This window comes from Mesorhizobium loti, from assembly GCF_013170705.1.
In the GTDB taxonomy this organism is placed as follows: Bacteria; Pseudomonadota; Alphaproteobacteria; order Rhizobiales; family Rhizobiaceae; genus Mesorhizobium; species Mesorhizobium loti_D.
Genome location: NZ_CP033334.1, coordinates 6,586,094 through 6,611,490, shown reverse-complemented (window position 1 = coordinate 6,611,490; position 25,397 = coordinate 6,586,094). Strand labels below are relative to the sequence as shown.

23 protein-coding genes and 3 pseudogenes are annotated in these 25,397 nt (G+C 59.0%); 15 read left to right on the top strand and 11 right to left on the bottom strand.

The window, feature by feature from the left end:
• Positions 1 to 59: 59 nt before the first annotated feature.
• The 3 genes from EB815_RS32205 to EB815_RS32195 form a co-directional block, all read right to left on the bottom strand.
• Positions 60 to 938, bottom strand: coding sequence for a helix-turn-helix domain-containing protein (locus EB815_RS32205; RefSeq protein ID WP_065005730.1), 879 nt, complete (start codon positions 936 to 938; stop codon positions 60 to 62).
• Positions 939 to 1,003: 65 nt separating this feature from the next.
• A complete protein-coding gene (locus EB815_RS32200) occupies positions 1,004 to 2,029 on the bottom strand; it encodes an SDH family Clp fold serine proteinase (protein ID WP_065005731.1) in 1,026 nt (341 codons plus the stop codon).
• 216 nt (positions 2,030 to 2,245) lie between these two features.
• A complete protein-coding gene (locus EB815_RS32195; protein ID WP_155767357.1) occupies positions 2,246 to 2,404 on the bottom strand; it encodes a hypothetical protein in 159 nt (52 codons plus the stop codon).
• Between EB815_RS32195 and EB815_RS32190 the strand changes: the two genes are divergently transcribed.
• Positions 2,403 to 3,056, top strand: coding sequence for a universal stress protein (locus tag EB815_RS32190; protein ID WP_245303392.1), 654 nt, complete (start codon positions 2,403 to 2,405; stop codon positions 3,054 to 3,056). The genes EB815_RS32195 and EB815_RS32190 overlap by 2 nt on opposite strands.
• Before the next feature lie 286 nt (positions 3,057 to 3,342).
• Here EB815_RS32190 and EB815_RS32185 read toward each other — a convergent pair whose 3' ends face one another.
• Both EB815_RS32185 and EB815_RS32180 read right to left on the bottom strand, forming a co-directional pair.
• Entirely contained in the window at positions 3,343 to 3,744 is a 402-nt protein-coding gene (locus EB815_RS32185) for a hypothetical protein (RefSeq protein WP_064987147.1), read from the bottom strand.
• A 25-nt stretch (positions 3,745 to 3,769) separates the two neighbouring features.
• Positions 3,770 to 4,513, bottom strand: coding sequence for an acetoacetate decarboxylase (locus EB815_RS32180; RefSeq protein ID WP_065005732.1), 744 nt, complete (start codon positions 4,511 to 4,513; stop codon positions 3,770 to 3,772).
• 1,223 nt (positions 4,514 to 5,736) lie between these two features.
• On the opposite strand from EB815_RS32180, the gene EB815_RS32175 reads away from it, so the two are divergent.
• Positions 5,737 to 6,576, top strand: coding sequence for a radical SAM/SPASM domain-containing protein (locus EB815_RS32175; protein ID WP_065005733.1), 840 nt, complete (start codon positions 5,737 to 5,739; stop codon positions 6,574 to 6,576).
• 137 nt (positions 6,577 to 6,713) lie between these two features.
• Here EB815_RS32175 and EB815_RS33840 read toward each other — a convergent pair whose 3' ends face one another.
• Both EB815_RS33840 and EB815_RS33835 read right to left on the bottom strand, forming a co-directional pair.
• A complete protein-coding gene (locus EB815_RS33840) occupies positions 6,714 to 7,157 on the bottom strand; it encodes a GDP-mannose 4,6-dehydratase (RefSeq protein ID WP_246740212.1) in 444 nt (147 codons plus the stop codon).
• Positions 7,088 to 7,324: a GDP-mannose 4,6-dehydratase gene (locus EB815_RS33835; protein ID WP_246740218.1), complete on the bottom strand. Its 237-nt coding sequence runs from the start codon at positions 7,322 to 7,324 to the stop codon at positions 7,088 to 7,090. Before EB815_RS33835 ends, EB815_RS33840 begins: the two co-directional genes overlap by 70 nt.
• Positions 7,325 to 8,112: 788 nt before the next feature.
• On the opposite strand from EB815_RS33835, the gene EB815_RS32165 reads away from it, so the two are divergent.
• The 8 genes and pseudogenes from EB815_RS32165 to EB815_RS34345 form a co-directional block, all read left to right on the top strand.
• Positions 8,113 to 9,417, top strand: coding sequence for a lysine N(6)-hydroxylase/L-ornithine N(5)-oxygenase family protein (locus EB815_RS32165; protein WP_065005764.1), 1,305 nt, complete (start codon positions 8,113 to 8,115; stop codon positions 9,415 to 9,417).
• 742 nt (positions 9,418 to 10,159) lie between these two features.
• Entirely contained in the window at positions 10,160 to 10,939 is a 780-nt protein-coding gene (locus EB815_RS32160) for a phytanoyl-CoA dioxygenase family protein (RefSeq protein ID WP_065005734.1), read from the top strand.
• 329 nt (positions 10,940 to 11,268) lie between these two features.
• On the top strand, positions 11,269 to 13,269 hold the full coding sequence (locus tag EB815_RS32155; RefSeq protein WP_065005735.1) for a class I tRNA ligase family protein: 2,001 nt from the start codon (positions 11,269 to 11,271) through the stop codon (positions 13,267 to 13,269).
• A gap of 1,116 nt (positions 13,270 to 14,385) precedes the next feature.
• Positions 14,386 to 14,862: pseudogene (locus tag EB815_RS32150) on the top strand (DUF269 domain-containing protein).
• A gap of 25 nt (positions 14,863 to 14,887) precedes the next feature.
• Positions 14,888 to 15,091 (top strand): CCE_0567 family metalloprotein, encoded by a 204-nt coding sequence (locus EB815_RS32145; RefSeq protein WP_019863342.1) that lies wholly within the window; start codon positions 14,888 to 14,890, stop codon positions 15,089 to 15,091.
• Entirely contained in the window at positions 15,088 to 15,405 is a 318-nt protein-coding gene (gene fdxB, locus EB815_RS32140; RefSeq protein ID WP_065005737.1) for a ferredoxin III, nif-specific, read from the top strand. Before EB815_RS32145 ends, fdxB begins: the two co-directional genes overlap by 4 nt.
• A gap of 38 nt (positions 15,406 to 15,443) precedes the next feature.
• Positions 15,444 to 15,767, top strand: a complete 324-nt coding sequence (locus EB815_RS32135) for an exopolysaccharide production repressor protein (RefSeq protein ID WP_064987124.1) — start codon at positions 15,444 to 15,446, stop codon at positions 15,765 to 15,767.
• 119 nt (positions 15,768 to 15,886) lie between these two features.
• Positions 15,887 to 16,006, top strand: a pseudogene (locus EB815_RS34345) (helix-turn-helix domain-containing protein); the annotation flags it as partial.
• Between the two features lie 460 nt (positions 16,007 to 16,466).
• Here the strand turns inward: EB815_RS34345 and EB815_RS32125 are convergent.
• The 3 genes from EB815_RS32125 to EB815_RS34070 form a co-directional block, all read right to left on the bottom strand.
• Positions 16,467 to 16,826 carry a hypothetical protein gene (locus tag EB815_RS32125; RefSeq protein WP_065141585.1) on the bottom strand — a complete coding sequence of 120 codons (360 nt, stop codon included), beginning with the start codon at positions 16,824 to 16,826 and terminating at the stop codon, positions 16,467 to 16,469.
• 705 nt (positions 16,827 to 17,531) lie between these two features.
• The gene (locus EB815_RS34075) at positions 17,532 to 18,302 is read right to left on the bottom strand and encodes a calcium-binding protein (protein WP_027047785.1); all 771 of its coding nucleotides are present in this window, start codon (positions 18,300 to 18,302) and stop codon (positions 17,532 to 17,534) included.
• A 483-nt stretch (positions 18,303 to 18,785) separates the two neighbouring features.
• On the bottom strand, positions 18,786 to 18,911 hold the full coding sequence (locus EB815_RS34070; RefSeq protein WP_257784413.1) for a hypothetical protein: 126 nt from the start codon (positions 18,909 to 18,911) through the stop codon (positions 18,786 to 18,788).
• 705 nt (positions 18,912 to 19,616) lie between these two features.
• Between EB815_RS34070 and EB815_RS32115 the strand changes: the two genes are divergently transcribed.
• From EB815_RS32115 to EB815_RS32095, 5 genes and pseudogenes are all read left to right on the top strand, one after another.
• Positions 19,617 to 19,808 carry a hypothetical protein gene (locus EB815_RS32115; protein ID WP_027047788.1) on the top strand — a complete coding sequence of 64 codons (192 nt, stop codon included), beginning with the start codon at positions 19,617 to 19,619 and terminating at the stop codon, positions 19,806 to 19,808.
• Positions 19,809 to 19,970: 162 nt separating this feature from the next.
• A pseudogene (locus tag EB815_RS32110) lies at positions 19,971 to 20,847 on the top strand (transposase); the annotation flags it as partial.
• A gap of 549 nt (positions 20,848 to 21,396) precedes the next feature.
• Complete coding sequence (locus EB815_RS32105) at positions 21,397 to 21,960, top strand: hypothetical protein (protein ID WP_019863348.1); 564 nt, start codon at positions 21,397 to 21,399, stop codon at positions 21,958 to 21,960.
• A gap of 2 nt (positions 21,961 to 21,962) precedes the next feature.
• Positions 21,963 to 22,979, top strand: coding sequence for a S8/S53 family peptidase (locus EB815_RS32100; RefSeq protein WP_245303394.1), 1,017 nt, complete (start codon positions 21,963 to 21,965; stop codon positions 22,977 to 22,979).
• Between the two features lie 403 nt (positions 22,980 to 23,382).
• On the top strand, positions 23,383 to 24,396 hold the full coding sequence (locus EB815_RS32095) for a 1-aminocyclopropane-1-carboxylate deaminase (protein ID WP_065005765.1): 1,014 nt from the start codon (positions 23,383 to 23,385) through the stop codon (positions 24,394 to 24,396).
• A 702-nt stretch (positions 24,397 to 25,098) separates the two neighbouring features.
• Here EB815_RS32095 and EB815_RS32090 read toward each other — a convergent pair.
• Positions 25,099 to 25,287 (bottom strand): hypothetical protein, encoded by a 189-nt coding sequence (locus EB815_RS32090; RefSeq protein WP_065005741.1) that lies wholly within the window; start codon positions 25,285 to 25,287, stop codon positions 25,099 to 25,101.
• Positions 25,288 to 25,397: the final 110 nt, after the last annotated feature.

Below are 25,397 nucleotides of genomic sequence, written 5' to 3'. Positions count from 1 at the left end.
ATATGTTATGCTGGGACGTTGGCGGCATTTTTAGCACAGCCAGGAAGCGTCTCTGTTTCTCAATTCCGCTTCTTATAAGGGCCGCGCATGACCGGCGTCTCCGCTTCCTTCGCCTCGATCAGCGCCACGATGTCGCTTATCTCCCAAAGCTTGCCAGTTACGCCAGCGGCCATCGCCGGGGTCATACGAAGCGACGAATGGATTTTCACGAAGTTGTAGTACATGAAGTGCAGCGCGACCGCATTTGCGTGAGCTTCCACCTTCTTGGAAAAGCCATTGGTTAGACGCGTGAAGCGGCGCATGTGCATCCGCATAGTCAGGTTCTGACGTTCGGCAAATGACGTGCTGACGTACGCCAGATCGGGCGAACCTTCGATACGGTTCTTCTTGATGCCGGTGCATTCGGCGGGGCTGTAGCGGCCCTTGGTGCTGTCAGGCGAGGCCCCGTAGATCTTGATCAGCATTGCGTAGTCGATGTCGCCGCCGAATGCGCCTTCAACCGCCTCCAGATAAGCCCTGTGGCCGTCGCTGGTCAGCTGGACGCGATTGGCGAGGCGGCGCGAAAGATCGTCCATGAACGCCATTGCGTATCCGCTGTCGCGCCCGCCGACCAGCCACGACATGACGAGCTTGCTATCCGCATGGATGGCCGTCCAAGTCCAAGTGTCGCCGGCCCCTTCCGGCGCTGCTTTCGCCGTCGCGACGTTCTTCTGCTTGGCGTAGGTAAAGCTCCAGATTTCGTCTACCTGGCAGCGGCGCGTGTTGAGATTGCGAAGGGCTTTGTCCTGATACTCGGCACACACTGCGCCAGCATCCGAAAGGAGCTTGGCGACAGTGTTCTTGCTCATGCCCATGACGCGCGTAATCGAGCGGATGGATTGGCCTTCACAAAGAAGGTGCAGGATACGCGAACGGGTTTCAGGGGTAAGCTTGTTCATACCCCTTCAATATGACACTTATGCTTGTCAGTCAAGCACAAAAGGTCAGTTCGAAATCACTTCGGCTATTTCGCCGGTTCCGACCCGTTCGGGCGGGTAACCGGCTCCGAGTTGCCTCTTTCTGGAGAATTTCCAGATAGCTTTCCGGACCGATTTCGGCGTCGAGGATTTCCCGCGCCTCCGGGAGGCGCGACTGGGTTTTGGCTTGCTCCGACGCTTGCTTTCGCAGTTGGTGGTTCATCGTTCAAATACTCCAGTCTTGGTCCCTGCTCCCTTGGGAGCACAATGTCCATACCCAATTTGTCAACTAAATCCAGCATTTCAGGCGGGTATGGCGCCACGTTTATAAAGAGGTTTGAGGCCTCTTTAAGGTCGATTACGAAACCGTGGGAATCGTAACCAGAGAGCAAGTTGTCCAACGCGTCCAACTCGCGAGTGCGCTTAAGGTTCCGGCTGTGAACGTTCAACCGTGTCGCATAGGAGAGCGCTAGCCGGTTGGACCTATAGTCCTCACCGATTGTAACGGGTTCCATCTTGTCGAATATCGGCTGGACGACACCAATGGTCATTTTTGTAGCGATATCTGAGGCGGTCTTGAGCGTAACGCGATAGCCTGAATCGCCTAGGTTTCGGACGAAGCCAATAAAAAACTTGAACGCTTCAAGCTGCAGTTTCTCGAACGCTGCCTCGGCGACCAAGCCAGATTTTTGCTCATTCATTTCGTCAGCTTTGACGATCTGCACATCAAGCGGACCAAGCTCGCCAGCGTCGCCCATGACAAGCTGATGTGCCCCGATGCACATAAGCGTTCCTGCACTCTTGCACCAGCCGCCCACAGCGACTGTGACACGTTGATACCGGGCCTGCAGGAACCGCATCATACGGAACGCGGAATCAGCACTACCGCCTTCGGTAGTTAGGAAAAGCAGAACTTTGCTTCTCCGATTGCGAGACCCAACGGTTCGAATGAAGACGAAATCGCCTGGGGGATAAATCTCGGCGTTCAGGATCAGGATGTCTGTGTCTAGATGCTCAGCCAAAGCATTCGCTGACGCCTTAATCGCGTCAATCCTCGCTTGACTGGTTGCCATCTCCCCGACCCCAACGCCGACGCGCGGCCTCCCGCGCAATTTCTTCCCGGCGCTCTGAGGATAACTTGTTCGCCCTCGACCGTCCACCTTTCTTCCCAGCTTCGCTTAAGATGGGGTTAGCAGACGTTTTGGTGTGGTCGCTCCGCTCGCCTGTGGCTACGTCTACTATCGACTTCGCCAATTGGTTCGGATCGCGCGGGCGGTTGGCGTGGCCGCTCACAATTTGCCTTCCTTCGCCAGTTTCTTCTGCAACTGGTCGAGTTCGGCGGCGGACAATCCCTCGGTATCGATACCGTGATCTTTAAGCAGGGTCTTGGCCTTGAGGCCAAGTTCGCTCCAAAGCCTGTCTATCTCTTCGCGTGTCTTTTCGGTCATGCGTCCAATATGGCATTGTCAGAGGTCACTTTCAAAGCCAGATTTCAAACTGACCCACTACCCGCTCGCCTATGACGTTGACACCGACTATTACGGTCGGGCCAGCCTCGGTGAAGTGGCACGACAGCGGGCGCTCTGCGCCGACCTCACTATCATCGGACCGGGGCTCCTCAACGACGAGAATCTCGGACCTCCTGTGGTCAACGGCTGCTTGTTTGATACCGGAAGGCCGGTGCTCGTTGTGCCGGAGGGCGCTGAGGCGACGCTGTCGCCACGGCGCGTCCTAGTCGGTTGGGATTCCCGAGCAGAGGCGTCCCGTGCGGTTCGAGAAGCGCTGGGTCTCCTATGCCTTGCTGAGGAAGTTCGTGTCGCCCTGGTCGATCCGAAGGCCAACGACAACGGGAACGGCGCGGAACCTGGAGCCGACATCGCTGCCTATCTCACTCGGCACGGTGCTCGGGTGTCGGTTGACGTACTGCCAAGTGCCGGCAAATCGGCGGCCACGGTGCTTGCGCAGCACGCAACCGACACGTCTGCCGACATGATAGTCATGGGCGCTTATGGCAGCCGCCGGCTGCGTGAGCGGCTCTTCGGCGGCGTGACGAGATGGATAGTCGAAAAGCCGCCATTGCCACTGTTTTTGGCTCGCTGACGGTTCTGGACCCGCACCGATGCTGTTCAAAGCTCTACTGTGACGCCTGCATTCATTCGTAGATGGGCTCCATCGTAATAATCGATTTTACGAAGAGTAACGAACATGAAAAGCATTGCTCGGGAGGCGACGCCCGCCGGAAATCTCTCCAGTCATGCGCAAGGCGGAAGGTAGAACGGAGTCCTCCCAGTACTGATGCCCAGGGTATGCGCCGGCACGTCGTTGGCGATCGATGACGCATCGGCCGACGAGGCTGCTCGTTCCACGAAAAGCGACAAGCGCGAGATCAATGGGCAACCTCGTCGGGATCGAAAAGAGCGCTAAACCGGGTTGCTAGATCAATCCAGGGTGCCGCGTCGCCGCTCTCTGAAGCTATTCGAACGACCGCCGCCAGATAATCGGTAAAAGCCTTCAGTCTTATGGCGCCTTGCTCTGAGAGGCAGTCAATGGCGTCAAGCCGCTGGTAAACGGCAGCGAGCATATGTTGCACCAAAAGCAGGGAGGATGGGCAAGGGCAATCGCTCTTACTCGCGAGACGCCTGCACTCGCCGCAAAGCGGCGGAATGTCCTCTAAGGCTAGGTCGCTGGAAAGACGTTGTATGAGATTGTCAGTGGCGTTCCTTGTCGAGAAGTCGGCCACCAGCTCCCCATCGCGTTGGTTCAATGAGATATCACTGTAAAAGTTCATGGTTTCTTCCTTTCCGATGGCGAGGCTAGGCTTGCGCGAGATAGTCGTGGACGACCTTCCCGAGCGCGAGCGTGAGATCTGCAACGAGGTGTACTGCCGAGACTACTTCCAGCACCGGCAGTTCGGCGACGGGGGCAAGCGCGTGCGACCAGAGGTTCAGGGCTGCCGGTCCGGTCCAGGCGCCCCTCAGATGGACGTCCTCTAGATGATATTCCACGAGCTCACAGATGCGCGGCGTGCCGTCGACATGCGGGATAATCTTGAGGAGGAAGTTCGGTTCAGCGAGCGAGGCCCTCACGCTCGCGAGGTCGGCGGCTCGGTGCTTGTAGCCCATGGTACCCGTCGCGACGCGGACCGGCCCGTAGTCCAGCGTGCCAACGAGGGTATCCGTCTCCGTTCGGAGCGTTGGGCTAGCGAGCTTCTTGGGAAAGCCCCACAACTCGCGTCCGCCCGCTATCGGCGGATGGTCGTCGAGAAACATGCAGAGGGTGTAGCTCCCCCTGCGGCCACAGAAGGAGACAGGGATGACCTGTCCGCCTTCCGTGTAGTCGCCGAAGCCCGTCGAGTCCGGCATGCGAATGAACTCGAATTTGACCAGAGGCTCGCACACGTGAAGCGGCTCCGGCACGATGTCGCGCAGTTTCTGCGGATCGGTGCGATATGTGATGATCAGATACTCCCGGTTGCGGAAGCGATATGGGCCGGCCGGGTAGGCCGGGCTGGTCAGGGGCATGGCGAAAGCTCTCCCGCGGACGGTATCTTGGTGCATGTTTTGAAATTCCTTTGTGCTGGATCAAGTGGGCCCAGATCGGTCTGCATGATGGCGGCGAGGCTCTCCGAGGTGCTGTCGTAGCCTCGTAAGGGATGCATGGCGTAATCGCGCGTAGCCATTTTGCGCTGGGCAATTGCCTTGGGGCGCGATCATTGGCGATGGTCGCGGACGCGGTTCCATGACTGCGGTTGTGGTCGAGAGGCAAGATTCGAGGCAAAGTCATTTTGTTCCTCATTTGAAGGCGCTGCTTCCCGTCTGCCCTCGTGGCTGAAGGAGGTAGAGTGGCGGCCAGCTCGGATTTCTCCTCATGACCGGGTTTGCGGATCGAGGCGCATGCGCCATGCCAAATGAGAAATCGCCGAGGCCCGCAGGACAGACGGCCTCAGCGAGCCAGTCGAGAGAGAAGGTCTTCGCCTCACGCGGATCAGATACGAATTCCCGAGCACTGCGGTGATGTAGCAAGAAGGCCTGCGACGCCACCAAACCTCTGTCGCGAAAACATGGAGGTGACGCGGTATCCGCGGTCTAGCGAGACGAGAGCAGCATCCGGCAGCACGCACTCAACGGCCTGTTGTCATTGCCGGCTTCAGGAGAAAAGATCAGCTATGAGCCGACAGGCAATCGCTGCACGCGGCGGTCAGGCCGTGTAGATCTTCCGCGCACACAGCCGGCGCCGAAATGATGCTAGATGATGAGCCGACGCCAACATTACCGCAGGGGAGACAGCCAAGTCTGTCCTCCAGCGTCTGACGATGAGTGATGCATGTCCAAAAGCTGACAGCGACAAAAAACATGTCTGGTCCAAAACCACCGGCCGCCTTGGGCATGAGGTTTCTCGAAGCCTACTCATGCCGTTGCTGCGGCTAAGCGCGCTGGCACGGCCTTTGCTGGAGATGCGGCACTGAGTGGGGGGCTGACCGCATGAGAAAGCGCGAGACGATTGATGGTCTGCTACACCATCTCGGCGGCGCGCCCGCTCAACGGTCACGGCTACACCTTTGGCAATGGCTGACGCGCGACATTGCGGTTGCACCGCCCTGCCGCGCCGATGCGCCCAAAGTTCGTTGATAGTTCGCTCGGCAGATTGAGGAAGCCGCTGTTGACTGCTGCCCAGGCGGAGATGGCTGGGTTCATTCGGAACGTCTTGACCGTCGGTGTCATGAAGCCAACGACACCATGCTGGACGTTACGCATGACCAGACGAGTGGGAGTCATAACGAATGGTTTTACCGGAACTGCGCTCTGCTATCCCAGCCGGAAGAGTTTTGGAGATAACGACGACCACAGGATGCATCGTGGGATGTTCATATTGTCCGCAGGACAAGTTCGCTGACCGGCAAAGAAAAGTCTCTGATACGAAGCATCTTAGTCTTGGAGATTTCAAGCGCTGTCTGGCGCGCGTACCAACCTCCGTCGACATTGGTTTTGCCGGGTATTCTGAGCCATGGCTCAATCCAGATTGCACCGAAATGGTCGAGCACGCTGCCGCCAAAGGCCACGGCATCAGGATTTTCACGACGCTTGTGGGAATGAAGGGGCAGGATCTGCAACGCTTGCAAGCGCTGCGTTTAGGCGTATTCGTTGTCCATGTTTTCGATGATGGCACCCACATGAACAGCCGCCTCGTTGGAGACAACTATCGCGATCTGATTCGTCAACTCGTCCACGCCAACATCCCTTCGATCCGATTCGTGGTTTTGGGCGAGCCCCACCCAGAAGCCGACATTATTCCTGCCGAAATACTCATTCGCGCGCAACCCGTGAGCAGCAGGGGTGGAAGCGTCGACCCCAAGATCGTTGAACCACGGCAGCCAGTCGTCGGAGCGCTAACCTGCGTGGACGAACGACAGTATCGGAATGTACTCCTTCCAAACGGCGAGGTTACCCTCTGCTCCATGGATTTTGAGCGGCGTCACGTACTGGGCAACCTTCTATGCGACGAATACGGCGATCTCTTTAAAAGCCCAGTTTTTTGCGAAATCGTCGATCGCATGAATGGAGCGGCTGGCTTTCTGCTTTGCAGGATGTGTGAATTTGCCGATCCAAACGATAGGAACTGACTGATGCCGGCTGACGCGGCGGGCCGACGGCCCTGAAACGGCAAGATGCACATGCCCGCGAAGTCATCGTGTTTTCACGTCACGCTAACACGATCCCGTAGGCGCGGCAGTCGGCCTCGACCATTTCCGAGACGAGCTCATCGAAAGTGGTCTTCGGCTTCCAACCGAGTTTGGTCGGCTGCCTTGGAGGCACCGCCGATCAGCAGGTCAACCTCGATTGGCCCGAAACAGCGTTTGTCGATCCGGATCAGCGCTTGATTACTCATGCGTTCACGGCCCACCTCGTCAACGCTTTCGCCCTCACAGACGATCTCCTTTTCGACTCGCCTGAAGGCAGCCCCGACAAAGGTGCGGACCGTGTGTGTCTCGCCGGTTGCCAGCACGAAATCGTCAGGTTGATGCTCACATGTCCTCGACATAGGCGCGCGCCGAGCCCCAGTCGCGCTTTGCTTCCAGGTCTGCGAGATAGAGACAGTCCTGTTTGCCGGCCATGATCGAGCCACGGCACGCGTCACCTTGCGCGTGATGAAAGTTTCGCCGCGCGTCGGCCCTTTAATTGAACAGGATGCCGTTGCTTGCATAGAGCCCGCACACCTTGCGGTAGTTCATGGTGGTAGAGCTTCGCCACCGCATAGGCCGAGCGTGGATAAAACGGAGTGGTCTCCTGCTGCGGCACCCCCTGGACCGAACCAAAGAGTTCCGAAGTTGATGCCCGGTAGAACCGCGTTTCTTTCTCGAGACGAAGAATGCGGATCGCTCAGCAGCCCAGCGTTCCGAGCGCGGCTGCGTTTCTTGCCGGAGACGGATCAGCTTTGCCGCATCCGTCGTGTCGCCGTAATGCAGGACCATGTCGGGATAGTGCCCATGAGGATCTTGATGACGGAATTCCTCTTCAGGGATCGACACTCGGCGCCGAGGCCATTCCTCGATGACGACAGTATGGAAAGTGCCAAGAGCGCCTGCAACGCTATGAAGTCGAAAAAGTACGATTACCTGCAAACGTGGGCGCCCGTGCAAGGTTTCGGCCTCAATGTCGGATACTCGACAGGATTGCAAACCTGCCTTCCGTTGCTTTTGCTGATGTTTTGCTCTGGCACATTCGATGCAGGGGACCTCCCGAACGCAGCAGCGGATGTCTTCAATGATCAAACCCACGGAAAAATGCTGTCGCCGCACTCATGTGCGTGCCCTCGCTGGTCGCCAAGCAGGCCGAAGGTCGGCTCATCGTGGTCGAGGCGGGCAACTGAGCCCTGTTGCAATGCGGGACAGGCTGCGAAAGCATGTCACTGACCACGCGGGGGTTATCGAGGCGGGGTTCTCGATGCCAGCCACGCGCAACATGTCACCGGCATGAGTGCCGATCTCATCAGAGAGCCGGAATCCGCGGGCGCCACACCCGACGATACGAAGGCGCGGACAAGCTGTCGCAAGTCCGGCGGTGTCGACGATGAGTTCGCGGAGGGGAGGCCCAACGGCTATGGCCGACATTCGCCGCATACAGCGCCTGAATGGGACACATCAGTAGGAGTAAGACAACTGGAGCTCTCTTGCATTGGGATCGGTGCTGGTCCGTCCAATTTGAGCCTTGCGTGTCAGATCCATGAGCAGGTTGGGCACGGGGCACTGTTCTTGGATCGACAAGTCGACTTCCGCTGGCATCCAGGCAGCGCATTCGAGTCCTCAGAACTCCAGGTCAGCCACTTCAAGGATCTGGTCACGCTGGTGGATCCGCGGTCAGCCTATACTTTCATAAATTTTCTGCACGAGAACGGGCGTCTATACCACTTCCTGAATGCACAGTTCGATTCTGTGTTCAGGGCTGAGTTCGGACAATACCTGAATTGGGCGTTCCGCAGGAACCCACTTGTCCGCGGCGGCGAGACTGTCCACGAGATACGGTATGATGGCGAGTTTCGGGTGCGGACGGACGACGCGGTGCTTAGTGCCAGAGACCTGGTGGTCGGCATCGGCAAGCAAGCGCGGATTCCACCTCAATTTCAGGGCTGGATCGGACGCAACCTGTTCCATTCATCCGATTTGCTGCACATCCATCCTGAGGTGCGGCAAAAACATGTTTGCGTCGTTGGTGGAGGGCAGTCGGGAGCCGAGGTGCTGTTGCATCTGGTGGGTGGGCCAAGAGAACGGCGGCCTGCCTCGATCACCTGGGTCTCGCAGCGCGAAAACTACCTGCCCCTCGACAACAGCCCGTTCACAAACGAGTTGTTCATGCCCTGTTTTTCGGATCGTTTTGCGGCAATGAGCCAGACGCAGCGCAAGCTGTTCCTGCAGCGTTTCCTGCTTGCCTCGGATGGTATTTCGGATCGCACTTTGCGCGCCGTCTACCAGGCGCTGTATCGCCACGAATTTCTTGAGCCAGCCCCATGTGACATCGCACTGCGGCCGGGTTGCAACGTTTCACGCTGCATCAACGACGGCGCGGGTCATAACTTGACGCTGCAGCGCGGCTTGGGCGACGTCGAAGAAGTCACGGCCGACATTGTCATCCTGGCCACCGGTTACGAGAACGCTGTGCCAAGCTTTTTGGAACCGATGGCGGACCGGCTGCAACAGACCGACAATGAGTTGGTCATCAACGAGGATTTTTCGGTTTGCTGGGACGGACCGCGCGACAGACGCATCTTCGTACAGAACGCCAATCCCGGGCAGCGCGGGCTGGCCGATCCGAACCTAAGCCTGCTGGCCTGGCGAGCTCGCCGCATTCTTGACAGCCTTCTACAGCGCGCGCCGTGCGCGAAGCCCGAGCATCCTGGCTTTATCAGCCGTACCTCCGTCGAAAGCTGGCCCGACCCGGTAGCCGAAGAAATGGGCAGGGGGATATGAGTCATCGACTACCGATCATCGGCGGTGGCATCCAAGGAATGATGTCCGCCTCCGCTGCGGCGAAGGCCGGAGCCCCCTCCGAACTCATCGTGAGTGAACCTGCCCTTGGACCTATGGGCGCATCGCTTTATTCTGCGGGCGTCCATTTGCCCCACGGTCGTCGAAACCGTACCAGGTCGCTCACAGTGACCCTGGCGGCCATGACTGCGTCGGCCGTCAGGGGAGGCTTCCGGCCCGTAGCGATGCGTGTGGTGGCCGGACCGGGTGATGTAAGTGATCGGGACCAGCTTAGGGAACCCCTGGACCCAGCTTGGCCTGGGATTGGCAGTCTAGCGCCGAACTTCTGCGGACAATACCCGTTTTTGGAGCATCGATGGACTCGATGCCGACGTGCCCTCCCTGATCGCCCCGAACGGAACTTGTCGCAAAGGTTCGCGTGGCGCGGCTTGCGTCGCGTCAGGCTGCACGAAAGGTCGTCCATCGGGCAGTCGCACCATCAACAGCATGTTCGGCGGTGACTACTATGCAGACGTACCGGATCGACAGATCTTTACGGGCCTGGGCGATCTCTCCATTGAGGAGGGACAACAACGCCGTGCAATCCACCCGGAGCGGAACGCGCTTGGCGTCGCCGTCCGCATGTCGTGGAGTATCGTCTCCGAGGGCCCCCACCCTGACAGCGCCCGACTGCCCCTAACCGGAATGTTTGACCAACCACTCTTTCCAACAGGAGGCTTTTCGCATGTTGACCGATGCACAAAGAGAAAAGTGGCAGAGAGACGGATACGTCAGGCTCGAAAGTTTCTTCGAGCCCGCGGCTCTGGAAGGTATTTCCAGCTTTGTTGAAGACATATCACGCTGGGATGTCAGCGATGATAAATGGCTCATGTGGTTCGAGAAAACGACGGACGATCGGAAGATTATCTCCAAAGCCGAGAATTTTCTCGACTTCCATGACCCATTGCGTCTTCTCCTCCTGGAAGATCAGCGCATTAAGTCTGCGGTCGAGGATTTGCTTGACGAAGATTCGCGCAGGCTCAAGGAGTTGCTGATCTTCCACTATCCCGATAGCGGCGGCTATCGCCCGCATCAGGACATTTATCACATTCCACACAGGCTGCCCGACCGGATGGTCCATGCGGTCGTTGCCATAGGCATTGACGACTCCGACCCGGACAACGGCGGGCTTTTCTTCAGTCCCGGCAACCACAAGAAGGGGGTATTTCCCATGGATGCCGGCGGGGTGATCGATGCTGAGGTCGCCGAAAGGTTTTCCTGGGAGCCAATAGTATGGAAGGCTGGCGACATCTTCATCTTCGACGATTACGCACCGCATTACTCACAACCGAACAAAAGCAATCGTTCTCGGCGGACACTCTACTTGGTGTTCCAGCGTGCTTCGACCGGTGGACCGACCCGCGCTGAATATAACGTGCTTAAGCGCGCCCTTAATCCGCCAGAGGGCAAAGTGGCCGATCTCGACAACCTCAAGCTCCCAAACGGCATTTTCTATCGCGATTGAGCTCACGGAACCAGGCGAGGCCATGCACACGAAACTGATCTACCGCTAGAAAATGCGCGGAGAGCATGGCGTTCTGATTGCCGGCTACGGGAGCTTCGCCGCAATCCGTTACGACGCTTCGGTACGTCGATTGTGAAGGTGTCGCCGGGCGGTCTTCTGTGACGCCTAAAGCCCCACTGGCGCCCGTCGTCGCCGGCCTGGACCCTAGAGACGGATTATACTGAAGGAGGCGGCCAACGTTTCGGGCTACCGCCGCTCTTCGCAACTTGCAGCAGAGGCTGTTGCGTGGGCAGCCGAAGATACCACTGTTTCAATCGCTGAGGTTCGTCATGCGCAAATCCACGTTTTCTCGAACGGAGCTGTCGCGGGCGTTCGGTATTGACACGGCCACGCTCGGAACGGGAAGCGCGGGCACCGGGTTTTCATTCGGCAAGGTGGCACCGGGCGTCACATCCGAGCCCCATCGGCACGACGAAATCGAGGCCTTCGTGGTCCTGTCTGGAGTGGGCAAGGTCAGGACCGATCTTGGGGAGATCCCGGTCGCGGCCGGCGACGTCGTTCTGTTCCACCCTTTTGAAGCGCATGTGCTGCACAACGATGGGGACGAAGACCTAAATTTCGTCGATGTCTACTGGCGCGACGGCAAGGCCGCCCTCGAAGCTGCTGCACAGACCGCGACTCCGCGCGGACCGATCTTCGTCTTCTCCGCGCCACCGACGCCTAATGGCGATCTGCATCTGGGGCATCTTTCTGGCCCTTATCTTGGCGCTGATGTCTACACGCGGTTCCTGCGCATGAAAGGGGCCGAAGCCTATCACCTGACGGGAAGCGACGATTACCAGAGCTACGTCGCCACGCATGCAGATGCCGATCAATCGACGCCCGCAAAGGTGGCGCGCCACTACGCCGACGAGATTCGAGCCACGCTTGCGCTTCTCGACTGTGAGGTCCACAGTTTCCTCCCCACCTCGGGTGATAGCGCTTATGCAGAGTTTCAAGCGGCGCGTTTCCGTAGTCTTCTGAGCAGCACGGCGGTAGATCTGCGCCAGAGCCCTGCGCTCTTTGATGCTGTGACAGGCGACTACCTTTACGAACCGGATGTAAGCGGCCTCTGCCCCGATTGCGGCGGCTCCGCTGCTGGCAACATCTGCGAGGAATGCGGCGCGCCGAACCTATGCCACGACCTGGGTGCAGTCCGGTCGCGGCACTCGGCCGAGGCGCCGCTGGTCGGCTCCGTGTGCCGTCCCGAACTTGCGCTGGAACGGTGCTACGTCAATATCGACCGGCATTTAAGGGCGTCGGGCGCCCCCGTTCGGATCATGGACCTCTTCGCGCGTCTACGCCAACGTGGCGACTTTTCCGTGCCCATCACCCACCCGTCGGACTGGGGGCTACCAGCCGAAGGGTTCCCGGGGCAGGTGACCTGGGTCTGGCCAGAGATGGCGTTTGGTTTTCTTTACAACATCCAGGCGCTGGCTAGCTCGCTCGGTCGAGACTGGAATGCGGCCCTGCCCAGCAATGACTGGCAGATTGTCCATTTCTTCGGCTTCGACAATTCCTTCTACCACGCGCTACTTTGCCCCGCCGTTTATGCCGAGGTCTTCTCCCACTGGACGCCACGCATCCGGTATCATGTGAACGAATTCTATCTGCTCGACGGCCAGAAGTTCTCGACCAGCCGCGGCCATGCGGTCTGGGGCAAAGAGGTTCTAGGCCCAAAGACAGTCGATGTTGTCCGTCTTCATTTGGGCCTGACACGTCCAGAAGGTGAGCGGACGAACTTCACGCTGGACGCGCTGCGCCGCACCGAGAACGAGGTGTTCCAAGGGATCTGGCTGAATTGGCTTGATGCGCTGCACCGGGAAATCAAGCAGGACTTCGGCGGTTGTGTGCCCGACGCAGGCGACTGGGCTCCCGCCGATCGCGCTTTCTTTGCTCGGATAGAGCTCCATCGCGCGGCGATGGAACGCGCCTATTCGGACGATGGCTTCTCGGTCCGGCGCGCAGCCGCGCAGGCCTGCGATTTCGTGACCGATTGCGTAGTCTACCGACAGGCGCAAGACTATGCAGCGGCGCGACGTCTCTATCCCGCCCGTATCCGGACTTCGCTCGCCGTTCAGACGACGGCCGCTGCGATCCTGGCACAGACACTCGCGCCGCTGATGCCCCGATTTGCCAGCACGCTGGCGCGAGGCATCGACGGCATCTCAACCGAAACATGGCCGCGGTCGGTCCAGAGGCTTGCGCCCGCAACGACCTTTGATCTCGAACCCGTGCTGGCGTTCTATGCCAGAGCAGACATTCCTGTTCCCAATGAGGAGGAGGCATAATAGCTATCGTGATTTCGACTACCGTGATTTCGACCAGATTCTGGCGGCAATCAAAGCCGATGTTGCCGAAGCTTTACTCGCTACCACTGGCTGCCGAAGGCCACTCTGAGACCATAGACACAAACACTCGCCTTAACCAAAATGTCGAGACGCTGGCCCGCGCCTTGGAGGATCGCTCGGTTGACAGCCTTCCAGCGCTTGCCATTCGTGCGGCAAATGCCGAGCGGGCCCCACTGCGCTGACCAACTTTCCTGAATCGCGGAATTTCCGACCTATTGCCAGCCGGTCAAGAAGGTCATGCGGTTCGGGGCGCTGGGGCAGCCTAGCGCGCCCGCGCATCGCCGGCGGCGAATGGTGCTGGATGAGCCGACGCCAACATTACCGCAGTAGAAAGCCAAGCGGTTCTCGCCCTCAAGCGTCTGATGCATGACGCGTGTCCAAAAGCTGACAGCGGCAGAAAACATGTCTGGTTCAAAACAACCGGCCGTCTTGGGCTTGTAAGGTTTCGAGGCAGAATCATGCATTTACTGCGGGCAAAGCGCTGGCATGACGTTTGCTGGTTGAGATCGGCAATACTGAGTGAGGGCTGGTCGCATGAGAACACGCAAGACTTCGATGGTCTCCCAACCGGTGTGTTCCGTTCTGAGAGAACAACCAGCTCGCGCATAAACGTCAGGAAAGGTGTGGGAATGGAAAACAACATATTGCGTAGAGAATCCCCGGCTCCTCTGCTCGAAGTGGACGATCGGCTGCGTAGCGAACCCTCACGAACTTTCAGCCCGGCAAGGAGTAGGGATGACAATTGGAAGGGAACCCTGGTCAATTCGCCCATTTTCTACGGCGCGCCCGCAGTAGCTATGTCCATGGGGCACAGGGTCGACCGTTTGCTTCAGGTCAGGGCTCGGACGTTAAAGACCTCCAACCGAATAGCCGCGGCCGCGATATTCGACGCGAATTTGGCCGTCGATGAAGACGTCACAGTCCACGACGTGTTTAAGGTCGGCCACCGCAGCATTTACGTGGAATTGGCCTGGCCAGGCCGGACGTCGGCTGCGTAAGCGGCCCCGAAGTCCACTTGCCGAAAGCAGAAATCCTCCGTTGAGGACGAGACCTAAAATTGAGGAAACGAAATGTCTCACGCAGCGCTGGCCCTGCCGTCAACAGGACGGCAAGGCCCTTGCCCGCCCGTTCGTCAAATGCGTCCTGCGGCTGATCCGTGCTCAGGACTTCCACGGCTCATGCCAACGGAAACCGGACACCGGGCTGCTGGCCGATTTCATCATCACCAAGGAACTGGGCCGGAATATCCAATCACCGGCAATCCGGATCCGGACGCGCTGTGGAGGCTCGACATGTTTTGGACCGTAGTGGAGCTTGCGATCGAGGAGCGCTCAGGCGTGACATAGTCAACAACAGAAATCAAACCGACGGGTGCTTTCGGACGCGTGCTTTTCACGGTCGGCCAGTTCGAGGGTCTGTCGAGACGTCTACCGTATCGGCTTCGAGACGTTCCGGAAACTCGCGAATACCGGCGCGAAACTGGTCGGTGATGCGACTGCAGCTATTGCCTATCCCGACGTGGTGCGGGCGTGAAGAAACTGATTTTCGAGGAAGGATCATGTCAAACCTGGATGAGATGGCGAAGAAAGTCCGAAAGCTTCAACTGCGCGCGGCAATTGCCAAGACGAACTTGCGCGACCTTGCCGAGGGTCTCCCGGTCAAATGGATTGAGATAGAGGAAGTCGCCGAGAAAACGCGTGCCGTTTATGCCGAGTTGGATGGTGCCAGGAGAGAGCTCGCCAAAATGAAGACTTTGCGATGAGCGGCACATTCATCAGCCGCGACGGCTCCATATGGGTGCCGGAATATCTGATCGCTATAGATGGCAAGATCTGTATCGGCTGCGGCCGCTGTTTCAAAGTCTGCTCGCGCGAGGTCATGCATCTTTACGGCGTCGATGACGCGGGGGAAATCCTTGGCGCCTGCGACAGCGGTGACGACGACTTCGATGGTGAGCTCAATCGCATGATCATGGTTGTCGACCGTGCCGGCCGCTGCATTGGCTGCGGAGCCTGCGGCCGCGTCTGCCCAAAGAACTGTCAGACCCATGTCGCGGCCGACCAGATCGCAGCATGAATTGCATGATTTGACGAGACAAAATCAGGAGAACGGCATTGCGCCTCATCAACTTTTGTCGGCTCCTCGGGCTGGTCCTGTGCGGCAACGCTGTGACGGTTTACTTCGTCTCGCATTCGTTCCGTCTAGCAGTCGTCACGACGCTGGGCTGTTCGCTACTTCTTCAGCTGGGCTATTTCGCAAGTGTGCTCTTTCTGATTTGGCGATCCAGCTGCGCTGGCAAAGCCGGGCAAGGGGCTGGGCTTTTCGACAGGTCACAGGAAGTTCGGTACCAGTCGCGCGACGATGATGCGCATAGGAACGAAACTCAAGATGTGCAGCAGCGCAATCAAACGCTCGGCATATCGCTGCTCCTCCCTTGAGGCGCCGTAACAAGATCAGAACTCAAATTCGTCACTTTCGGCGTCCGATTTTGAGCCCCGGTTGATGGAGATCTGCGGCCATCCGCTTGTCTCGGCGAGCGGATGGAGGGGATGAATAGGTGGATACGATTGCCCGTGTTCGGCGCGCTTTTTATGTTCAGGGGTGGTCGGTCAAACGGATTTGCCGGGACCTTGATCTGTCGCGCAACACGGTGCGCAAGATCCTTGCCAGCGACGCATAGATGACGACGGCGCTGCTCGACTGGCCCACCTATCACTAGATGAGTCCTCGCGCTTCAAGAACCCCACCTAAAGCGCCCCCACCGCCCAAACAATCTGCGCTCGCCGGGCTGCGCAACCCCGACCAGCTCCGCCCGGCGAGCGCTCCTCGTCGCGCTTATGCAAGACGGGTCAATATTTGACGCTTTTGGGGAAATTCGAGCGGCATTGACAGTTCGAGGCCAAGACCCAGTTCGCCGTCGTCTTCGGCGAAAGGTTCGTCAGCCAATGACGAGATCGGCCTCGCGCACAGAATTGCCGACAGTCACTTCGTTCGCATCCGAGGCAAACTGCATTATCTCTGGCGAGCTATCCCCAGGCGAAGGATCAAATTGTGCACGCCCGCGGGGCCATTGACGACCAGGTAGGCGCCCAAAGCAAGCACGCCCGACTGCAGCATCATTCTAAGAGATAGCCTCCCTAACCCTGTCGCAACATCAGAGGCGCGCTGCTGGAAATCCATATAGCTTCATTTGCAGCGCTCCAATGGCTTCCTACGCGCTTGGCCATTCCCATCGCACGAACGACTTCAGCGTTGCGCCTGTTTGCTCCTGCAATGGAATTTCTGATGGTCCCGAATTCGGCTGTCTTGCGCGATGGCTCTCGAGTGAGTCGCTCGGTCATAAGCGTCACAAACACCAGAAGCAGAGCCCCGACCAGGACCGCGCTGCCTATCCACGCATGAAACATAAAGCAGATGCCAACGTAGAGCGGCAACCAAGGCAAATCGAATAAAGCTCCCGGTCCCCCATCGGAAAGAAAGTATTTGATCCAGGTCATGAAGAGGCTGAACCATCTCCCCTCTCGTCGTTCACGAGCGGCAGGCCAATCAGCGTCTCGTGCACCCTCCCACTCAACCTCTCGTCAAGAAGTCGGCCGACGCGTATAAACAGGCGTGCGCGGCCAACATCCAGCCAGCCTTGGAAAACGAAAAGACCGCCAGCAAGAATTACGAGACCAACAAGAGTTGGCACGCTACGACTTGGCAGAACCCGGTCATAGACCTCGAGCATGAAGACGCGCCGGTCAAGTGTAGCGAGCTGATCACTCCGCTCATCGCCGCCGTACCTGCCAATGCCCAACGAGAGGCGGCGATAGCTTCGCGAGGCTGCGAACCGGTTGCATGCTTGTTCTGCATAAATGTTATCCGTCGACGCGCGAGAAGGAGTGCGGCGCTGGGGGGAATCCCCCTGACAGCACCATCCAGCCCATGCAGAAGGCGCTGACCCAGATGAACCTGCAGCTCCAGCACGCGGGGACCGACAGCACCGGCCAGACGGGGCTGCGCAGCATGCCGATCAGGGTTGCACCGCCCCGGCAGCCCCTGATCGATCTGGGACCTATGGCTCGCGCCAACGCGAAACCTTCCTTGACGCGAGCATCATGGCAACCCCTCCAGAGTCGCCATGGCAAAGGCATGGCCACCCAGACGCTGGCCCGTCCACGATGGACGGCGCCAGGAGCCGGAGCGTCCTCCTTGCACCGTCATAAGAGGAAGAAATACACTTCTGGGTGGGCGTGAACGTCCTCAGCATTCACATCGAGGAGTCGGATCGAGTCGCCATTGCCTAGTTCGACAATCGTGTCGTTGTCGACTTGGTGACTGGCGTCAGCGAGGTCGGCATACGTCTTGATGTTGGTGCCGTTCATCCCCAGGTCGACCTCGAGGAGGTCCTCGCCAGGCGCGAAGTCTAGAACTTGATCTTTGCCGCAGCCGCTCTGGAATATGAACAAGTCGCCGCCCTCACCGCCCCAGAGCGTATCGTATCCGGGGCCGCCCTCCAGGGAGTCGCCCCCGGAGCCGCCAGAGAGCCTATCGTCTCCGCCGCCCCCCCGCAGGGTGTCGACCCCGTTTCCGCCCCAGAGCGTATCGTTTCCGTCGCCTCCAAAAACGCTGTCGTTCCCTTCAAAGCCGTCGAGCTTATCGTCTCCGGGGCCGCCCTCCATGTGGTCGTCCCCTTTTCCGCCCGTCTTCCTATCGGGATACGGATCAGGGGCGGGATCAGGGCTGGGATTGTCGTCGTCGTGAGGGGGACGCCAGGGACGATGATATCCAGGTTCCCAATATATAGGTGGTGTAGTAGGGATATCAGGACGATGTCCACCCTCGGGGTCGGGATGAGCGTCGTCTACACCGAGCCTCTGGGCGGCGACGGCGGCAACTCCGCCGGCATGAAGGTCGAGAGCGTCAATGCCGTCCGATCCAAACGTCGCGCGCAGGATTTCGCTGAAGCCTGCGTCTTTAATCGTAGCCATGCCTATCTCCTTGTTATGCCGCCCGCCGAGAGCCCGCACTGGTGAAGGCGCATTGAGGGGTTTGGGCAAGTGCGCTTTGAAACCCTCCGCGTACAATCCTGCAGAAGCACCCATGCCCCAAATGCAGCATTCCGGAAGAGTGGTAAAATTGATTTCCTGATTGCATCCATCCGCGCCATGGATGAGCTATAGCGGAATGCGTACTGTCAACTTGGACGCCGGCGAGGCAAAGCTGCCGCGGGCGCAGCCGTCACGCGGTACTGTCAAGTTGGCGAGAGGCGGCGATCTTTGGCTTGGTCTTGGGTATGAGCGCGACGTCCAATCCCTACCGGGGCTTCCGCTGTCCGGCCGAGATCACAATCAGGCCGTCTGGTTGTATCACTGCTCCAGCCTGAGCCCGCGTGACGTTGAGCTGATTCTTGCCGGGCGAGTCGTGGTCAGCTACGAGACTATCCGTGAATGGAGCCTGCGCTTCGGCTGCGCCTATGCAAAGTTGCGGAACAGCCCTTCCGACCAGAGCACGTCAGCAAAGTCCGGTCCGATGCCCTTGATGTCCAGCAACACCGCCGCCGAGGCAGGTGTTGCCGCGTCTCGTGTCTCAACGGTCATATGGTGCCGCGAAACTTGAGATCCTGCCGGGCGTGGAGGGCATGGACTGGACGCGCGTCAAGGCTGAACGGATACGACGGCGGACCTCGGCCGGATAGACCCGTGACCAAGTGAACTCAGGTGGTCGAAAGCGGGGCCTCGAATCGGGCTAAATGTGCTTCTGTCGAGCCATGACGCGCGGTGTTTCTGCCCTTCCCAAGATGACGGCACACTGAAGGCGATGCTTGCGGCCGTGGCCTCGCAGAGGGGGGCAGTGGATCGCCGGCCGCGCTCAGCCGGACATAGCGCTCGTCAATATCCCAGAACCCAGCCTGACCTCGCATCCAACGCCCCCGTGCAAATCACCAGGCGAAGTGAATCAAAATGCGTTCTCGATTGCCAGGTTTTTCGAGGTGTCCAGTCGGAGGATGTCGATGCGGCACCCGCGGCTTGGGACGAAACGTTCGACATCGACCGCGACGACCTCGAGAGGCTGCTGCGGGAGGCCGATCTGCAGGCGATGGTGCGCTCGCATCGCATGCTGCTGTGAACATCATGTCCCGCAACAAGATCTCGGTAACGGAAAATGCCACCCCGACGACGCCCGTAGCTGCTTCTCGATCGCAACATCCGCACCTTGCCGGTGATCGGTGCGGACGGCCGGCTGGCCGGCACCGTGGGGCTCCGCGAGCTGACGCAGGCGATCGAAGCGGTGAAGGGCTTGATATGTCGAAGGCGGGCGTCGTCTCGCCCGAGATGCCGGCGATGAGCCTGCTTCCCGTGCTCACCGACGGCCGCAGCCATGCGGTCGTCATTGTCGGTGCCGAGCGGCGCATCCTTGGCCTGATTACCCAGACCGACCTGCTGGCGGCGGCGGGGCGCCTGCAAACGGCAGACACAGCACTTTCTGCAGCGTAAATCATATTCTCGATTTGCTCAAATCCGAACCCCCTTTTGCCGGAGTGGCATCCTATTGCCGGATGCCCACGCCTGTCCGGGAGATCGGGGCGCAGAGCGCCAAACCCGCAAGGGCGCTTCGAGCATGGGATGCCGCGTCGGACGCTATCGCTATGGGCGGGCATGCGAACGAAATCGAAATGGTCGCCGCCCAGGGAGCAGAATTCTGGGTGTCGCGCTCACTGATGATTACAGTTGGATTGTTTCCGCTGCCCGACCAGCGATCGGCATTTGCCCGATTGTGGCCCGCGAAGCCGAAGTCGGCATGGATGGTCCGACCGCAGCCTTCAGGATCTGCCGGTCCAGGGCAAGCCCGTGACGGTGAAGCTCCTGCTGAGCCGCTGGCGATGTGCACATCAGAAATGTGAGCGACAAACGTTCACTGATCGACTCCCGACGGTTGCTTCCCTTATCCGCGCAGGACGACGAGGGTCGTGGAGATTGTCGGCTTGCGCGGCCATAGCACGGGTGGACGTCCTGGCGGACGCCTCATTCAACGGCTCGGCATGAACGTCAGGTGACGACACCATCCTGCGGCAACCGAAGCGGGATGCTGCGGTTACTCGCCGCGCCTCCGAGATTCGGGTGGTTGGCATCGATGACTGGAGCTGGCGGGGAACGACGCTATGCGGCACTATCATGGTTGATCTCGAGCGTCACTCGCTCGTCGACATTCTCGATGATCGAGTGTCGATAGCGCAGCCAGGTGGCTGCGGAATCATCCCTTCGTCGAGGTCGTCAGCCGAGACCGCTGCAGCCTGTATGCGGGAGCCGTCCGTGAAGGCGCACCGCGGGCTCGCCAGGTGGCCGACGGATTTCATCTGTCGAGAATCTTCGTACGGCAACCGAGGAACAGATGAGCCTTAATGGACGTGCTTCAGGAAGCCCCATCCTGTCCGAGGACGCCATTGTCGACGCTGCGACACATCGCCGGCGTGCCCGTCTTGCGCATAGGCAGTCTCGCCAGGAGATATTCGAGATGCTCCACGCCTTACGCCAATAGCTTACGCCCCCTCCCAAGGCAAAGCCGGCCTGGCAGCGAGCTCAGTCTCTGCCGGGCATGCCATTTTAGACGTACTCGCGTTCAGAACTTCAAATTGGGCGGCGTAATGCCCGGCTGAAGAGGAATTCGTCGAATGAAATATGAGGCCGTTCCGAGGGCTCTCCGATGGCACCTGGCCGGAGCGCGAAGGAAGCGTTGCTGTGCCCATGCGGGTGGGTTCACGCTAAGCGTGTTCGTCGACATCCGACAATTGTGTCGGCTTGTCGGTTTGACGACACAGCCTTGTTTGGCCGGCGTCTCGGACGTTTGGCTAAACCGCTGAAAGCAAACATGCAATTCCTTCCCTGTCGCCGTCATCTAGATTGGCATGAATTTAGCTTAATTCCGCTGAGAGAGCGGGAGCTTCTTGCCAGGAAGAGCGAAGAGATGGCTCGGCAAAGTTGAAGGACGGGAGATCACAGATTTGTTGCGAATGAACACGTTGGCCGCTGGGCGGACATGCGTCTGAGGCTAGAGCCTCCGGCGGGTCCAACAAGGGGGTTGCAGATGTGCATACGGCTGGCGGCCGGTTACGTCCTGTTCGTGATGGCATTCTTCGTCAGCGCCATGACTGCGAACGGACAGGAGACCAGCCTTGTCGGCATTTATCAAGGTTCGGAGCTGACCGCGGCCGCCAACCATCTGGGACAAGGCGGATACGAGCTGTCGGATGGTACGAAAGTGTCTTTCGAAAAATGGTACCATAGCAACTGGATCGACATGCGATTTGAAATGTTGACGCAGCTCTCGGATGATTTCGGTCTCCTGTGGGGCGCGAGCACCGGCCAACGTGCCGAAAAGATCCGAATCGACCCAGGTGTGAAACTCGGCTTCATTCTGCAAAAGCGACCGACACCGTCCACGACGCTTTCTCTCACCGTCAGTTCGATTTTGGGCGGGAACCTGACGGAACGACCTTGCACGGCTGACTATGGCGCCGTCGGCGGCTTCCATGCAGTGAATTGCCGTCTGGCGGCCTCGCAACTGCGGCCCTCGGATACGTTGAAATACATGACCAACCTCGAGCCAAGCCGATGGAAACTTGACCTTCGGTTCAGGGGTGAATTTTAGCGATGGTGAAAGGCAAGGCCGTAAATTTCGTTGATGAAGAACAATCAGACAGGAAGTTGATTATGCACAAAACACAATTGTTCCCGGCAGGTTTCGTTGTCGGTCTTATAGCGTGCCTGTTGGCTGCACCCGGTTTCGCGGGTGATCTCGATGCCGGTGTCAGCGGCAAAGGAACGACCGGTACTCTAGCCGCGGAAAGCAGTAGCTCGGGCTGTCCACAAAATGCCGACGGCACATTCTGCTGGATGAGCCCAGATATTGGTGAAGCATGGACATCAGGCTTTATCGGTTCCGGCGTATCGATAAATGTCATAGATGACTTCAAGGAACAGCCATTTGACGCAGACCTCGGTCGCGGTACGCAGACGCAGCGACATGGAGATTGGGTCGCTGAAATTGCCGGCATGGTCGCCCCTGGCGCAAACATATTCAAGTATGGCTATCTCGAGGGGTCTTCGATCGGTCTGCAGGACGGCCTCAATATCATCAATGCGAGCTACCGCATTATAGAGCCCCTGAGCCAGCATCCGCGCGAGCAGGCGATCGTCGATGCCGCCTGGGCCGGCTCTGCCATCGTCACCAAGAGTGCCGACAACCGCAGCAGCGAGGTTGGTAGGCCGCACGAAGGGGATTTCGATGAGCTAACCCTCGGGCTGATCGGGGCGCCATCGACAATCTTCGTGGGTGCGCTCGACCATAATGGCACTCCCGGGAACAAGACGCGGCTGGCCCGATACTCGAATTATCCCGGCTCAAACCCCGAGGTGCGGAACCAGTTCCTGACCGTGGGTGTCGAGGGTGACAAGACTGGCCTATACGGCACGTCTTATGCGGCACCTGTGGTTGCAGGCTATGCCGCCATTCTGGGCAGCAAGTTCACGTCAGCAACACCGACACAGATAACCAATCAGTTGCTGGATACGGCTAGAACCGACACGCTCGTCAACTACAATCCGGCGACTTACGGCCGCGGCGAGGCCAGCCTTTCGAGGGCATTGGCACCCGTTTCGATCAGGTAGACGAGCACTTCGATCGAGCAGCTGAAACCTCTGTGAGGCATTTGAGCGCCACAAAAATCACCTGGCAGAATTCGGCTCGGCAACCGTCCAGTTCCTGCCGGTCCAATCGCAAACAAGAGCCACTGCGTTTTTATCGAAGTCTGTTGGTTTGGCGGTCTGGCTGCACTTGCAAAGCTGGCAAAAACGCAGATGCCGACCGCGTGTCGTCGTTGGTTTCCTAGGCAATGGTCGCCTCATGGCAGCATGCCGACATGTCGATCGCTTCGTCTCAATCGCAAGGAAGGCGCTGGAAATCCCAAGGCTCTGATGGGAGGTCGGAGAGCGCGGCCGACCAATCCAAGCGGCGCTTTTGGAACGAGTTTTGCGTGGCTATTTCAGCTGAATGATCATCGCCGGAGAGAATATGCTGGAAAAATTCGAGCGTTACCCGCTCACCTTTGGACCCACACCCATCGAGAAGCTCGACCGGCTCGGCAAGCATCTGGGGGGCAAGGTCGAAATCTACGCCAAACGCGAGGACTGCAACTCCGGTCTGGCGTTCGGCGGCAACAAGCTGCGCAAGCTCGAATATATCATCCCCGACGCGATCGCGTCAGATGCCGATACCCTTGTCACCGTCGGCGGCGTGCAGTCCAACCACACGCGCATGGTCGCCGCCGTTGCCGCCAAGATCGGCATGAAATGTCTCCTGGTTCAGGAGAGCTGGGTCCCGCATGAGGACGCCGTCTACGACCGCGTCGGCAACATTCTCTTGAGCCGGATCATGGGAGCGGAGGTGCGCCTGGTCGACGATGGCTTTGACATCGGCATCCGCCGCAGCTGGGAAAAAGCGCTCTATGAAGTCAAGGCAAGGGGCGGCAGGCCCTATGCGATACCGGCCGGGGCGTCTGTTCATCCGAATGGAGGCCTCGGCTATGTGGGGTTCGCGGAGGAAGTGCGCGCCCAGGAGGAACAGCTAGGGTTTGCCTTCGACTACATGGTCGTTTGCACGGTCACCGGTTCAACGCATGCCGGCATGCTCGTCGGTTTCGCCAAGGACGGTCGGCAGCGCAACGTGATCGGTATCGATGCCTCTGCTACCCCGGCCAAGACCAGGGCGCAGGTGCTTAGCATTGCCCAACACACTGCGACCCTCGTCGAGCTCGGAACGGAACCTGTCGAGGATGACGTGGTGTTGCTCGAAGACTACGCGTACCCGCGTTACGGCATTCCATCCGAGGAAACCAAGGAGGCGATCCGTCTGTGTGCGCGGCTCGAGGGTATGATTACCGATCCCGTCTATGAGGGCAAATCGATGCAAGGGATGATTGACCTCGTTCAAAAAGGCTTTTTTCCAGAGGGCTCGAGGATACTTTACGCGCATCTCGGCGGCGCGCCGGCCATCAACGGTTATGGCTACACCTTTCGCAATGGCTGATGCTCACAGACCTCCACGTGCTGTGCCTGCCGTAACAGCGCTGCGCCAAGTTTGACCGAAGGCCCGTTGGCAGACTTCAGCGGGCAGCTGTTAACTGCCGCCACGACGTGGGTCGTGGTGCTGGCATGCTTGGCAGCATTTGCCTGTGCTCAATGTGTCCCGGAGCGGCATAAGAAGGGAGAAGACATGGCCGTTTGACTTTCTTGTCATTTTGCGGGCCGCGATAATCGCCGTAAATTTGATAAATTGTAAGCCACCGAAGATGTCGCGCAGGCGCGGAGGTATCTACTTGAGCAGGTTTGGAAGCTGTGACCAAGCGTGCTCGAGCGGGTCGTCGTCGGCGAGCACATCGCCGGACACCCCCAGCGCGGCGGTGAACTGGGCCTGCATGGGTGAGGGAGAGGCGTCCCCCGCGACGTGACAGCGGGCAGTCGGTATCCGGCTTAACGAGGGCTTGCTCATACCTATTGCGAGCGTCGACGAGACTGTCGTCCCTTCGGCAATTTTGACCGAAACGGCGCGTTCAGCCGACGCGTTGCCCTCGGGCGGGCTCGTCCACCTGGCGCTCAGCACTACGTGCGGAGGGGGCTACGAAGTCGCGGAGCCGCTCTATACGGAAGGGCGCGCGCGAGGCGACGATGAGGTCGAGTTGTCCCACGATCGCGTTTAGGCAGCTCTAAGTGTCTACATATCGGCCTGATTCTAGATCGTCGAGACAGAGGGCTGCTTGATCTTGAGGATCGAGGCGATCTCTGCCTGGGCTTCCCAGCCGCACGGCGCAGCTCGCCGAGGCTCTCGACCTCCGTCCTTTAACTCTTCGAAACGTGCATCGACACGCTCCCGACGCTCCTCAGGGAGGGCTGCGATCACGTCATCAAGCCTGCGTTCCATCACTTCCTCTCCTTCTTGTTCGCCGCCGCCCGGCGGTGAGATGCCTTGATGGCAGTTGGTCCAATGGCGTGTTGATTGGTGGCCCGGAACGGGAAGTCGCATCTGGCCAT